Origin of the sequence: Vibrio toranzoniae, from assembly GCF_024347655.1 — a bacterium.
In the GTDB taxonomy this organism is placed as follows: domain Bacteria; phylum Pseudomonadota; class Gammaproteobacteria; order Enterobacterales; family Vibrionaceae; genus Vibrio; species Vibrio toranzoniae.
This window is the reverse complement of record NZ_AP025514.1, coordinates 2,193,674-2,206,374: the sequence shown is the minus strand read 5'-3', so window position 1 is coordinate 2,206,374 and position 12,701 is coordinate 2,193,674. Positions and strand designations below refer to the sequence as shown.

Here is a 12,701-nt window from a genome sequence, read left to right as displayed (position 1 = left end):
GTTCCGTAAGGCTAAGTGTGATCTGTGTTTTAATTTGTTATTATTTGAAAAATTAGTTTTAAGTCCGCATATGAAGGGTGTTTCCTGCCCAAATTCTCTATGTTTCTCTCAAAACATAGGTGAGTTAAATTTGTTCGTTTTGATGTTTTATTGATGGCTTTATGGTGAGTGATTTTTAAGAAATGAGTGCTAGAAAGACGGAAACGTTAGTCATTGATTTGTGGCTTTGTTCTTTAAGTGATTTGGATGAAGATAGTGATCATGTGTCGCGCCTAAAACAGAAACTTACTGTCGATGAAGTAGCCAAAGTTGAGCGTTATCGAATGCCTTCATCTCAGATCCAAGCGCTCTATGTTCGTAACTACTTAAGAGAGGTTCTGTCGATCTACTCTGATTTGACGGCTGAAGAGTGGCGGTTTGAGTATGGTGAAAAAGGCAAACCAAGCTTAGTTGAGAAGCAACAGATAGAAACTGGCCTGAATTTTAATATCAGTCATAGCAAAGAACATTTGTTAATCGCGGTATGCCAAACAAAAGGGCAATCACTACAGCTTGGGGTGGATATTGAACATGCAAGAAGTTCGACCAACATAGCGGCGATCATGAAGCATTACTTTTCGGAATTTGAGATTAACGATTTACTCGAGCTGGATGACGTATCTCAAAGAGAACGTTTTTTTGATTTGTGGGCACTGAAAGAGTCTTATATCAAAGCGACGGGAAAGGGATTGGCCACATCATTGAAAAGTTTTTCGTTCGACTTTTCCAATCTAACTCAACAAACACTGCCACTTCATTCGTCGGGTTTACAACCAGAGTTACATGATGAAATCATTATACACAACGGAGTTGGGTTGGATGTTACTGAACAAGGCGATGTTTCTGCTGACTGGCAATGCAGTTTAGGAAGGTTAGATGACCAATTCCGATTTGCCGTGACGCTTGGTGGTGCAACGCTTCCGGTGCAATTAGAGATGAAATGCTTCCCAGTAGCAAAGCTACTTGGCTGAGTGTGCGCTCGTTATACTAGAAACTTGAACCTCTAATCTTGAAAAAAGCACACTCTTAGCCACTCGCACTTTCAGCCACTCGTAATATTGGTTAACTCGTTTCGCCAAGCATCGCTTTTAATACTTCAGCGGGTACTGGCTGAAGTTGTTTATCTTTATCTAGGCAAACCATTTCAATATCACCAATCACGGCGGGTTTGGTTGCATCTTTACGCCATACCTCTTGTCGCCATAAGGTTTTGTATTTGCCATCGAGTTCAAAAGAGGTTCGGATATCGCAGATCTCTGCGAACTCAACGCCATCTTGGAAAGTCATGTTGGCTTTATACACCGCAAAACCCAGTCCATGCTCATTCCATAATGTTGCCAGTTTATCGCTGCCTAACACATGCTCGCGCGCACGCTCAAAGTATTTAAGAAAGTTAGGGTGATAAACCACACCAGAGTGATCGGTATCTTCATAGTAAATCTGTACTGGGTGATGGTAGATCTGACTCATGGGTAGCAACTCTTGGTAAGTAGTGGATCAGTAAATCTGACTAAGTTGTGCAGCACTCTACAGGATAGGTCGAAATTACTTCAAGGCATCATCGTGAAAGGGGCTTTTGGTCAGACCTCATTTATCACTGATGCTTTGGTCAACTCCCACCCATTTATAAATATTCTATGTGTCATTTTCCACCCATTAAATTTTGCAAAGCGCTGGCGACTCATGTTGGCAACTATGATGAAGCCTTGTGGTTAAAGGCTTGTTAATGTTTTGTATCAATATGGCGCGCTAATTGCCTTAGTGAAAGTACGCAGTTCCCATTGATGGGCTGCTTTGTTTACTAAGGAGAATAATAATGTTTAAGCCTCTTACTCTGCTGTCTGTATCTGCTCTGGCGCTCACCAGTTTTAATGCTGCTGCAAACTGTGACCCTGGTGAAATCGTGATTAAGTTCAGTCACGTAACTAATACCGATAAGCACCCGAAAGGCATTGCCGCTTCTCTACTAGAAGAGCGAGTAAACACTGAAATGAATGGTAAAGCTTGTATGCAAGTTTTCCCTAACTCGACGCTTTACGATGATAATAAGGTACTGGAAGCCCTGTTAAATGGTGATGTTCAAATGGCGGCACCTTCGCTGTCTAAATTTGAGAAGTTCACTAAGAAATACCGCATTTTTGATCTTCCGTTCCTATTTGAAGATGTAGACGCCGTTGACCGTTTCCAAAACTCAGAATCTGGTGAAAAACTGAAGAATGCAATGAAGCGTCGTGGCCTACAGGGATTAGCGTTTTGGCATAACGGCATGAAACAGATGTCGGCGAACAAACCTCTAATCAGCCCTGAAGACGCGGAAGGTTTGAAATTCCGTGTTCAAGCATCAGACGTATTGGTTGCTCAGTTTGAACAGCTAGGCGCTAACCCGCAGAAGATGTCTTTCAAAGAAGTGTATGGTGGTCTACAAACTAAGGTTATCGATGGCCAAGAGAATACATGGTCAAACATTTACGGTAAGAAATTTTTTGAAGTACAAGACGGCGTGACTGAAACCAATCACGGTATCTTGGATTACCTAGTTGTAACCTCAAACGACTTCTGGAAGGACCTACCTGAAGATGTACGAACACAGCTTGGTACTATCGTTCAAGAAGTGTCTGAGACGCGTAATGCTGAATCTTCAAAAGTTAACCTAGCGAACAAAAATAACATCATCGAAGCCGGTGGTGAGGTTCGTACGCTGACGCCAGATCAGCGTCAAGCATGGGTAACGGCACTTCAACCAGTATGGAAGAAGTTTGAAAAAGACATCGGTTCAGACCTTATCGATGCAGCACTAGCTTCAAACCAATAACACCGCTAAAGAAGTGGCGAGCGTTTTCGCCACTTCTTATTAAAACAATTATAAGCGGAGTCAATTATGGAAAAGCCTCAAATGGAACAACCAAATTCTAGCGAATCAGCACTGGAAACCTCTCTTTTTTCCAAAGTCGGAAGAGTTACGGATGTGATTGAAGAGTCGTTAATCGCATTTTTCCTTGGCGCAATGACGCTACTTACTTTTGCCAATGTGGTATTTCGATACGCATTCAATGACAACATTTTATGGGCATTGGAACTGACGGTATTCATGTTTGCATGGATGGTCTTGGTCGGCGCATCTTACGGCGTAAAAAAGCACTTCCACATTGGTGTTGATGTGATTATCAACCTTGCCCCAGAAAAGCTACGCAAAGTGTATGCGTTAATCGCGGTGACCAGCTGTCTAGCATTCTCAGTGTTACTGCTTATCGGCTCTTGGAATTATTGGTACCCATTCGCGACTGATCGCGCATGGTATGAAACCGATGATATCCCTATGCCAGAAATGCTGCAGTTCATGGCGGATTGGCTGAATGAAGGTGAGCGATACGAGAAACTGCCACGTTTTATTCCTTATATGGCGCTGCCGATTGGTATGGCACTGCTAACGTTCCGATTCATCCAAATTGCTTATCAAGTTGTGACGGGTAAACTTGACCGCATGATTGCAGGCCATGAAGCCGAAGAAGAGCTGGATGCATTGAAAGCTGATGTTTTAGCGGGTTCTGATGAAGACGCGACAGCGGTATTGGATTCGACTAAGGAAAACAAGGCGAATGAGTCGGGTACAAAATCTAACGGGAAGGAAGACTAATCATGGCAATGTTATTTCTATTTTTAATGGTAATTGCTTTCATGTTGGTCGGTGTACCAATTGCGATTTCCCTCGGTTTATCAAGCGTCATATTCTTATTGATGCATTCTGATGCTTCGTTGGCATCCGTTGCACAAACGCTGTTTAATGCATTTGCAGGCCACTACACACTCTTAGCGATTCCTTTCTTTATCTTGGCCTCTAGTTTTATGTCTACTGGTGGTGTGGCGAAACGTATTATTCGTTTTGCTATCGCGATGGTGGGTTGGTTCCGCGGCGGCTTGGCGATGGCATCGGTTGTGGCATGTATGATGTTCGCAGCCCTTTCTGGTTCATCTCCTGCAACGGTAGTGGCGATCGGTAGTATTGTTATCGCAGGTATGATCAAAAACGGTTATACAAAAGAATTCGCAGCTGGGGTTATCTGTAATGCGGGTACTTTGGGCATCTTGATTCCGCCTTCAATCGTGATGGTGGTATACGCAGCGGCGACGGATGTATCGGTAGGTCGTATGTTTTTAGGTGGTGTGATTCCAGGCTTATTGGCGGGTGTGATGTTGATGATTGCTATCTACATTGCGGCGCGTATTAAGAAGATTCCTGCACAGCCATTTGTGGGTTGGGGCGAGATGTTTTCGGCAGCAAAAGATGCGAGCTGGGGCTTGTTATTGATTGTCATCATTCTGGGGGGGATCTACGGCGGTATCTTTACTCCGACAGAAGCGGCGGCAGTGGCTGCGGTGTATGCCTTCTTCATTGCCAACTTTATCTATAAAGATATGGGGCCATTTGCTGACAAGAACAATACAAAACCGGCTTTGGTAAAAGTGTTCCAAACCTTCTTCCACAAAGACACCAAAGACACGCTGTACGATGCAGGTAAGCTGACGATTATGCTGCTGTTTATCATTGCCAACGCTCTGATTCTTAAGCATGTACTAACCGAAGAACGTATTCCTCAAATGATCACTGAGTCTATGCTATCTGCGGGTTTAGGTCCGATCACCTTCTTGATTGTAGTGAATGTTTTACTCTTGATTGGCGGTCAGTTCATGGAGCCATCAGGCTTGCTGATCATCGTTGCGCCATTGGTATTCCCAATCGCTATTGCACTCGGTATCGACCCAATCCACCTAGGTATCATGATGGTAGTGAATATGGAGATAGGGATGATAACGCCGCCTGTTGGACTCAACTTGTTTGTGACCGCAGGGGTCGCCAAGATGTCGATGATGAACGTAGTAAAAGCGGCACTGCCTTGGGTAGGCGTGATGTTCTTATTCCTGATTATCGTAACGTACGTGCCTTGGGTTTCGACATGGCTACCAACCACATTGATGGGACCAGAAATTATCACTAAGTAAGTGTGGGCATTGTTTGCGTAAAATAGAAAAAGAACAATTAGAATGGAAAAAAGGAGGTCGTTAGACCTCCTCATCAATATTTTTACCGAAGTTCAAATGATGGTCGCTCTGTTGATAGAGGGACCTTTTTGCTTCTAACTCCGGTGTGTTTAAGTCGACATGCTGATCGATGTAATAAACACCATCTATTTCAAGTGTGTCAGTAATGGATGGCACTCTCGTTTTCTCACCCATAACCATCTCCTCACTATTTTGATCGTAGAACATCCTATGACCGAAATAAGTATAGGTGATCTTGCTCACAAAAATAGTTTAGTTTTCTCTTTGTCGATACGATTCTTTTACAAGCTGGTATTTTTGCATCTTGTCGTAAAGGGTTTTGCGTGGAAGTTGAAGCCTTTCCATGGTCTCTTTTATACTGCCGTTACACTCAATAAGCGCTTGCTTTAGTGCACTTTTCTCAAAGTCAGAGACCAACTCAGCTAGCGATAAGTGTTGGTTTGACTCAACGGTGTTGTCTGATAAATGAGAAAGCTTACCTAAAAGTACAAAACGCTCCGCAGTATTACGTAGTTCTCGTACATTTCCGGGCCAATCATGAGCTAAAAGCGCGTGCAGTTCTGTTTGTGGCAGTGCAGGGGCTGTTTTACCATAACGCGCTGCTGCGACGAGCAAGAAATGGTGAAAGAGTGCTGGGATGTCTTCCTGTCTACTTCTTAGTGAAGGTAAATCTAAGGTCACGACATTGAGTCGGTAATAAAGGTCTTGGCGAAAAGTGCCTTCTTCAGCGGCTTTCTTTAGGTCGACTTTAGTTGCTGCAATCACTCGAATATCGAGAGGAACCAAACCGTTTGAGCCAACCCTTTCAATGACACGTTCTTGTAATACGCGTAACAGACGTATCTGCGCTTGCATTGGCATGGATTCTATTTCATCTAAGAACAGGGTGCCGCCTTGTGCAAACTCAAACTTACCTACGCGTTTGCTATCAGCCCCCGTGAAAGCGCCTTTTTCATGGCCATAGAGCTCACTTTCAATCAGGTTCTCAGGAACGGCACCACAATTGACTGCGACAAAATTTTGCTCTCGACGGCTGCTTTGTTCATGTAGGGAACGTGCGACTAGTTCTTTACCTGTTCCCGTTTCGCCAAACAATAAAATATCGGCGTTGGTATCGGCGACGTGAGTGATGATCGAACGAAGCTCAGTCATCGATGGCGTGTCACCAATGATTCTTGGACCCAGTGCTTTACTCGCTTTCAACGAACGCTTCAGTTCTTGGTTTTCGAGGGTCAATCGGCGTTTTTCGATCGCCCGTTTGGTGGTTTCGATCAAACGCTCATTGGCAAATGGTTTTTCAATGAAATCATAGGCACCATCATGGATAGCTTGCACGGCCATTGATATATCACCATGCCCGGTGATCATGATGACAGGAATCTCTTTATCTTTGTGCATGGCAGTGTTGAGTAGATCATGTCCAGAAATACCCGGTAAACAAATATCTGTGATGATCACATGGGGAAGACCATTTTTTTGGATCGCAAGTAGTGCTGATTCTGCATCATGAAAGAATTCAGCATTAATGTCAGCGAGCTCGAAGCTCTGCTCAATTGCCATCCTTAAATCGGATTCATCATCAATGAAATAGACGTCACACATAGTTATTCCTTTACTCTTTTATACTGAATATCGCTGAAATTTTTGTTTTGCTTCAGTCCATTTTGTTCTTTTTGGAACGTTGCTCGTCGGACACTATCGGGAGTTCAATAGTAAAACGAGCACCGCCTTGCGGACTGACTCCTGTCACTAGTTTGCCGTTAATTCCGCTGATTATTTGTTGAGAAATCGACAGCCCGAGTCCAAGTCCATTTTTTTTAGTGGTATGAAAGGGTTCAAAAAAGTGTCCCGTCGTAGGCGAGACAAAACCGGGGCCATTGTCATCGACATGAATCAACAGAGTTTTTGATTGTGCGTTATCTGATTCGCTAATCTCTAACAGGATAGCCAATTGTTTATCTTCTTGATTTTCCATAGCTTGAACAGCATTGGTCAGTAGGTTAATGATGACCTGTTCCAATTGAATCGCATTGGCGAGCACGCAGGCGTCGAAGATTTCAGGGAGCTCATTTACTTTGACTCGCTCAGTCTTTAACTGCGGTTTCATCAGTTCTTTTGAGGAATGAAGAATAGGCAGTATCTGCAACGTGTGTAGCTCTTCTGCCGTGGATTTCTTAGCGAAGGAACGGAGTTGATGGCTTATTTTTGCCATACGATCCGTCAGTGCTGAAATCCGAGAGAGGTTGTCATCGACTCGGTCTGTCTTCTCTTTTTCAAGAAAGAGTCGGCCATTGTCTGCATAACTGCGAATAGCCGCCAATGGGTTATTCAGTTCATGGCTGATGCTTGCTGACATCTGACCTAATACTGCCAGCTTTGCTGCTTGTATTAGCTCGTCTTGTGTCTGTCTGAGTATCTGTTCTGTTTCGATACGGTGCTTGATCTCAACGTGCAGTTCTGATGTGCGCTCAAGAACTTGAAATTCCAGCTTTTGTTTGGCTTCAGATTGCAGCCTATCGATCTGGGCACGTCTTTGTTGGCGATGGTTGTTGAGTTGTATGGTGAGATAAATAATCGCAAATACTAAGCTCAACACCACCATATAGGCGATCAAATCCCACCAAACTAAGTGTGTCGGAGAGAATACCCGGACGGTTAATTTGGGGTCATCCAAAAAACGTGAGGAAGTGAAAAAGTGCTCTTGAACGAGTTTATGCGTTGACTTAATACTGCTGGTAGAGCTCTCCAAATCTCCTGAAAAATGCAGACTCTCGATTTTTGTATCTAGATACTGCCTACTTTCTTGAATTCGAGCCTGTTGGGCTTTATTGAGTGGTTGGAGACTTTTGAGTAACCATTCTGGATTACTCGACATAAAAACAATCTGGTCTTTATCGTCAGCAACAAAATAACTCTGTTTGCCTTTCCAACTTGTTTCAATCAGTGATAAATCCATTTTTACGACAATCACGCCAATGATTTCAGCCGCGTAGGAGACAGGAAAGGAATAATAATAACCCCGTTTCCCCGAAGTAGAACCTAACGCAAAGTACTGATTTTCATTGCCGAGAATCGCTTGTTGATAGTAGGGACGAAACGCAAAATTACGCCCGACAAACGAGTGTTCAAGGTTCCAGTTGCTGGCCGCGATAGTGGTGCCGATGCTATCCAATAAATAGGTGTCGGATGCCTGAATCACTGTGTTGACGTGCTCTAGATAGCGGTTGGTGAGTTCTATCTGGGCAGAATTGCTTGGTGAATGTAGGGCGTCGATCAGTTCTTTATCCTTTGATAGCAGCTCCGGGATGTGGGCGAACTTGTCCAATTGGCTAGATATATGAACAGAAAACCTATCTAGCTTGGATTGGTGACCATTTAACAAATTTTGGTGGCTTGATCCCCAGATCCAATGACCACCAACGACCATGAGTAAACAATAGGTGACTGCCAGCAGTAAAGGGGGGCTCAAAGCTCGAAACATGAAGGCTCTCCGCTCAATCTTAGATAAAACAAATACGCCTGTATTCTCTCGTATATTGCAGTTAATAACGGTGTTTTAGCTGAAAATTGAGAGCCAACAGATGGCTGTAGGTTAAGGCTTTGTAACAGAGATTGTTGAAAAACTTATCGACTCTGAGGGGTAAAACAAGAGCAAGATCTCTTTTTAAGGTTTTTAGCAAAAAAAGGCCTCGATTCCCTTGAAAAAGTCGCTATTGTCCCCATTTCTGTTGTGCTAAGTGATGTTTTGATTGTTTTTTTATCATTTGGTTGAACGAATTTAGAGCATTCATCATTAAGCAGAGGTGAACGGCTCGACAGAGATTAAACAGATCGCTAGAATGTCGCGTCTAAAATCTCTGTCCTGAGGCTAATCGGAGATACCTTTCTTGTTTCTTAAAACAAGCTTTATTACGTTCAAGTCGGCGTGTGAAGAACGAAGATATCGCTGATTAGTCTGGTGTTTGGTTGAATAGTCAATTCAGACATCAATGCTCGATTTTAAATTAGGTGTTCGGATAGAGCACTACACAAGGATGCAGCCAACAACGTCGGCTTTTGAATTAAAGCTAAGTTACGGCTCATATGCTCAGATTACTGAGCCAGTTTTGAGGTTTATATAATGCAAGTTACTGTTGAAACGCTAGAAGGCCTAGAGCGCCGTCTTAATATTACTGTTCCTGCTGCTAACATCGAAGATGCAGTTACAGCTGAACTACGCAACATCGCGAAAAATCGTCGTTTCGATGGTTTCCGTAAAGGCAAAGTGCCAATGAAGATGGTTGCTAAAATGTACGGCAAAGCAGTACGTCAAGACGTGATGGGCGAAGTAATGCAACGTCACTTCATCGAAGCGATCGTTAAAGAGAAAATCAACCCAGCTGGCGCACCTACTTTCGCACCAGTTGAAAACAGCGAAGGCGCTGACCTAGTATTCAACGCAACTTTTGAAGTTTACCCAGAAGTTGAGCTGAAAGGTCTAGAAAACATCACTGTTGAGAAACCAGCAGTAGAAGTTAAAGACGCAGACGTTGAAGAGATGATCGAAACTCTACGTAAGCAACAAGCAACTTGGACTGAAGTTGAAGCTGCAGCTGACGCTGGTTCTCGTGCAACTATCGACTTCGTTGGTTCTATCGACGGTGAAGAGTTCGAAGGCGGTAAAGCTGAGAACTTCCCACTAGAGATGGGTGCTGGTCGCATGATCCCTGGTTTTGAAGACGGTATCGTTGGTAAAACAGCAGGCATGGAATTCGAAATCGACGTAAACTTCCCAGAAGATTATCACGCTGAAAACCTAAAAGGTAAATCAGCTAAGTTCTCTATCAAGTTGAACAAAGTTGAAGCTCGTGAACTTCCAGAACTAAACGAAGAATTCGTTTCTAAGTTCGGCGCTGCTGACGGCGTTGAAGGTCTTAAAGCTGAAGTTCGTAAGAACATGGAGCGTGAGCTTAAGCAAGCTGTTAAGAACCGCATCAAAGAGCAAGCTATCGACGGTCTAGTTAACGAAAACAACATCGACGTACCTTCTGCTCTTATCGATCAAGAGATCGGTGTTCTACGTCAACAAGCTGCTCAACGTTTCGGTGGCAACACTGAAGCTGCTGACCAACTTCCACGTGAGCTGTTCGAAGAGCAAGCTAAACGTCGCGTAGTTGTAGGCCTTCTTCTTGGTGAAGTAATCAAGACTGAAGAGCTAGAAGCTGATGACGAGAAAGTTAAAGCTATCATCGAAGAGATGGCTACAGCATACGAAGATCCAACAGAAGTTATTGCTTACTACGAGCAAAACGAGCAAATGATGAACAACATGCGTAACGTTGCTTTAGAAGAGCAAGCCGTTGATGCAATCATCGCTAAAGCTCAAGTTTCTGATAAAGAAGTTAGCTTCAGCGAGCTAATGAATCAGCAACCTGCATAATATAGTAATATCTGATGTAGAAGGTTGACGTACGGTCAACAATTCTGCTAACAATGGTCCGTATGATTTAATCATTCGGGCCATTTATTTTAGGGACATAAGAATATGAGCTACCAAGAAAAAAATACAATGCCATCGATTATGGACGCGTTAGTTCCTATGGTGGTTGAACAAACTTCCCGTGGTGAACGCTCTTACGATATCTATTCTCGTCTGTTAAAAGAACGTATCATTTTCTTAACCGGTCAAGTTGAAGACCACATGGCAAACCTTGTCGTGGCTCAAATGCTTTTCTTGGAATCAGAAAACCCAGACAAAGATATCTATCTTTACATCAATTCACCAGGCGGTAGCGTAACTGCAGGTATGTCTATTTACGACACAATGCAGTTCATCAAGCCAAACGTGAGCACAGTATGTATGGGTCAAGCGTGCTCTATGGGAGCATTCTTACTAGCGGGTGGTGCTCCTGGTAAGCGTCACGCGCTTCCAAATTCACGTGTGATGATTCACCAGCCACTTGGCGGCTTCCAAGGTCAAGCGTCTGATATTCAAATTCATGCGCAAGAGATCCTAACGATCAAACAAAAGCTAAATAAGCTATTGGCGGAGCACACAGGTCAGCCTCTAGAAGTTATTGAGCAACATACAGATCGTGACAATTTCATGTCTGCTGAGCAATCAGTAGAATACGGTTTGGTGGATTCAGTTCTTAATCATCGCGGCCAATAATTGCAAGGCAATTGTTTAACGCAAAGTGATTCAAATTGATATACACTCAAACATAGAGAGTACAGGCTAAGAGGTTAGCGAATGACAGACAAAAGCAAAGAGGGTGGTAGCAGTAAACTGCTTTACTGCTCTTTCTGTGGCAAAAGCCAACACGAAGTTCGCAAGTTAATCGCAGGTCCTTCTGTTTACATTTGTGATGAATGTGTCGATCTATGTAACGACATTATTCGTGAAGAAATTAAAGATGTTCTTCCTAAGAAAGAATCTGAATCGCTGCCAACGCCGCGTGAGATTCGTGAGCATCTTGACGACTATGTAATCGGTCAGGAATACGCGAAAAAAGTGCTAGCAGTTGCGGTATATAACCACTACAAGCGTTTACGTAATGGTGATACAACGGCTGAAGGCGTAGAGTTAGGTAAGAGTAACATTCTTCTTATCGGTCCTACTGGTAGTGGCAAAACACTACTTGCTGAAACACTGGCTCGTTTCCTAGACGTTCCATTCACAATGGCAGACGCAACAACACTAACCGAAGCGGGTTACGTGGGCGAAGATGTTGAAAACATCATCCAGAAGTTGCTTCAGAAATGTGATTACGACGTAGCGAAAGCGGAACGCGGCATTGTTTACATTGATGAAATCGACAAGATTTCTCGTAAAGCTGAAAACCCATCAATCACGCGTGACGTATCTGGTGAAGGTGTACAGCAAGCTCTACTAAAACTTGTTGAAGGTACCGTGGCTTCAGTTCCACCTCAAGGTGGTCGTAAGCATCCACAGCAAGAGTTCTTGCAAGTGGACACGTCTAAGATCCTATTTATCTGTGGTGGTGCGTTTGCAGGCCTAGATAAAGTGATTGAGCAACGTGTAGAAACAGGTTCAAGTATCGGCTTCGGCGCAGAAGTGCGTTCAAAAGACGAAACCAAAACTATCGGTGAATTGTTCACTCAAGTAGAACCTGAAGATCTAGTGAAGTATGGTTTAATTCCAGAATTCATCGGTCGTCTACCTGTTACAACAACACTGACAGAGCTTGATGAAGAAGCGTTAATCCAAATCCTTTGTGAGCCAAAGAATGCACTGACGAAACAGTATGCAGCATTATTTGAACTTGAGGATACAGAGCTAGAATTCCGCGAAGACGCTTTACGTGCCATTGCTAAGAAAGCAATGAACCGTAAAACAGGTGCTCGTGGTCTACGCTCTATTTTGGAGGGGGTTCTACTAGAAACTATGTATGAACTGCCATCTTCTACAGATGTAAGCAAGGTTGTGATTGATGAGTCAGTAATTAATGGTGAGTCAGAACCACTATTAATTTACAGCAACTCAGATAACCAAGCAGCGGTTGCAGAGTAAGTCTTTTTTAGACTGCACGCTCAAATTGAAAAAGGAGGTAAGCAATTACCTCCTTTTTTTTATTCTTCCATTGAATCCAGTCGTTTAAGCC

At 43.4% G+C, this 12,701-nt stretch carries 11 protein-coding genes; 7 read left to right on the top strand and 4 right to left on the bottom strand.

Going from position 1 to position 12,701, the window contains the following annotated elements; translation table 11 throughout:
* Nucleotides 1-182 precede the first annotated feature (182 nt).
* On the top strand, nucleotides 183-1,010 hold the full coding sequence (locus tag OCU50_RS09855) for a 4'-phosphopantetheinyl transferase family protein (RefSeq protein ID WP_060468174.1): 828 nt from the start codon (nucleotides 183-185) through the stop codon (nucleotides 1,008-1,010).
* A gap of 91 nt (nucleotides 1,011-1,101) precedes the next feature.
* Here the strand turns inward: OCU50_RS09855 and OCU50_RS09850 are convergent, their stop codons facing one another.
* A complete protein-coding gene (locus OCU50_RS09850) occupies nucleotides 1,102-1,509 on the bottom strand; it encodes a thioesterase family protein (protein ID WP_009847292.1) in 408 nt (135 codons plus the stop codon).
* A gap of 346 nt (nucleotides 1,510-1,855) precedes the next feature.
* On the opposite strand from OCU50_RS09850, the gene OCU50_RS09845 reads away from it, so the two are divergent.
* The 3 genes from OCU50_RS09845 to OCU50_RS09835 all read left to right on the top strand — a co-directional run bounded on the left by OCU50_RS09845 (nucleotide 1,856) and on the right by OCU50_RS09835 (nucleotide 5,037).
* Nucleotides 1,856-2,851, top strand: coding sequence for a TRAP transporter substrate-binding protein (locus OCU50_RS09845; protein ID WP_060468173.1), 996 nt, complete (start codon nucleotides 1,856-1,858; stop codon nucleotides 2,849-2,851).
* 66 nt (nucleotides 2,852-2,917) lie between these two features.
* Nucleotides 2,918-3,673 (top strand): TRAP transporter small permease, encoded by a 756-nt coding sequence (locus OCU50_RS09840; protein ID WP_060468172.1) that lies wholly within the window; start codon nucleotides 2,918-2,920, stop codon nucleotides 3,671-3,673.
* A 2-nt stretch (nucleotides 3,674-3,675) separates the two neighbouring features.
* Nucleotides 3,676-5,037, top strand: a complete 1,362-nt coding sequence (locus OCU50_RS09835) for a TRAP transporter large permease (protein WP_060468171.1) — start codon at nucleotides 3,676-3,678, stop codon at nucleotides 5,035-5,037.
* A 60-nt stretch (nucleotides 5,038-5,097) separates the two neighbouring features.
* On the opposite strand, the gene OCU50_RS09830 is transcribed toward OCU50_RS09835, so the two are convergent.
* From OCU50_RS09830 to OCU50_RS09820, 3 genes are all read right to left on the bottom strand, one after another.
* A complete protein-coding gene (locus OCU50_RS09830) occupies nucleotides 5,098-5,271 on the bottom strand; it encodes a hypothetical protein (protein WP_167346764.1) in 174 nt (57 codons plus the stop codon).
* A 78-nt stretch (nucleotides 5,272-5,349) separates the two neighbouring features.
* Nucleotides 5,350-6,699: a sigma-54-dependent transcriptional regulator gene (locus OCU50_RS09825; protein WP_060468170.1), complete on the bottom strand. Its 1,350-nt coding sequence runs from the start codon at nucleotides 6,697-6,699 to the stop codon at nucleotides 5,350-5,352.
* A gap of 52 nt (nucleotides 6,700-6,751) precedes the next feature.
* Complete coding sequence (locus OCU50_RS09820; RefSeq protein WP_060468169.1) at nucleotides 6,752-8,578, bottom strand: sensor histidine kinase; 1,827 nt, start codon at nucleotides 8,576-8,578, stop codon at nucleotides 6,752-6,754.
* Nucleotides 8,579-9,217: 639 nt separating this feature from the next.
* Between OCU50_RS09820 and tig the strand changes: the two genes are divergently transcribed.
* From tig to clpX, 3 genes are all read left to right on the top strand, one after another.
* Entirely contained in the window at nucleotides 9,218-10,516 is a 1,299-nt protein-coding gene (tig, locus tag OCU50_RS09815; protein ID WP_060468168.1) for a trigger factor, read from the top strand.
* A 105-nt stretch (nucleotides 10,517-10,621) separates the two neighbouring features.
* Nucleotides 10,622-11,248 (top strand): ATP-dependent Clp endopeptidase proteolytic subunit ClpP, encoded by a 627-nt coding sequence (gene clpP / locus OCU50_RS09810; protein WP_017056939.1) that lies wholly within the window; start codon nucleotides 10,622-10,624, stop codon nucleotides 11,246-11,248.
* Between the two features lie 81 nt (nucleotides 11,249-11,329).
* A complete protein-coding gene (clpX, locus tag OCU50_RS09805) occupies nucleotides 11,330-12,610 on the top strand; it encodes an ATP-dependent protease ATP-binding subunit ClpX (RefSeq protein ID WP_017056940.1) in 1,281 nt (426 codons plus the stop codon).
* Nucleotides 12,611-12,701: the final 91 nt, after the last annotated feature.

Bases quoted from the DNA above. Each gene is read 5' to 3' on its own strand.
- OCU50_RS09855 (WP_060468174.1), top strand. From the start codon at position 183: ATGAGTGCTAGAAAGACGGAAACGTTAGTCATTGATTTGTGGCTTTGT.
- OCU50_RS09850 (WP_009847292.1), bottom strand. From the start codon at position 1,509: ATGAGTCAGATCTACCATCACCCAGTACAGATTTACTATGAAGATACC.
- OCU50_RS09845 (WP_060468173.1), top strand. From the start codon at position 1,856: ATGTTTAAGCCTCTTACTCTGCTGTCTGTATCTGCTCTGGCGCTCACC.
- OCU50_RS09840 (WP_060468172.1), top strand. From the start codon at position 2,918: ATGGAAAAGCCTCAAATGGAACAACCAAATTCTAGCGAATCAGCACTG.
- OCU50_RS09835 (WP_060468171.1), top strand. From the start codon at position 3,676: ATGGCAATGTTATTTCTATTTTTAATGGTAATTGCTTTCATGTTGGTC.
- OCU50_RS09830 (WP_167346764.1), bottom strand. From the start codon at position 5,271: ATGGGTGAGAAAACGAGAGTGCCATCCATTACTGACACACTTGAAATA.
- OCU50_RS09825 (WP_060468170.1), bottom strand. From the start codon at position 6,699: ATGTGTGACGTCTATTTCATTGATGATGAATCCGATTTAAGGATGGCA.
- OCU50_RS09820 (WP_060468169.1), bottom strand. From the start codon at position 8,578: ATGTTTCGAGCTTTGAGCCCCCCTTTACTGCTGGCAGTCACCTATTGT.
- tig (WP_060468168.1), top strand. From the start codon at position 9,218: ATGCAAGTTACTGTTGAAACGCTAGAAGGCCTAGAGCGCCGTCTTAAT.
- clpP (WP_017056939.1), top strand. From the start codon at position 10,622: ATGAGCTACCAAGAAAAAAATACAATGCCATCGATTATGGACGCGTTA.
- clpX (WP_017056940.1), top strand. From the start codon at position 11,330: ATGACAGACAAAAGCAAAGAGGGTGGTAGCAGTAAACTGCTTTACTGC.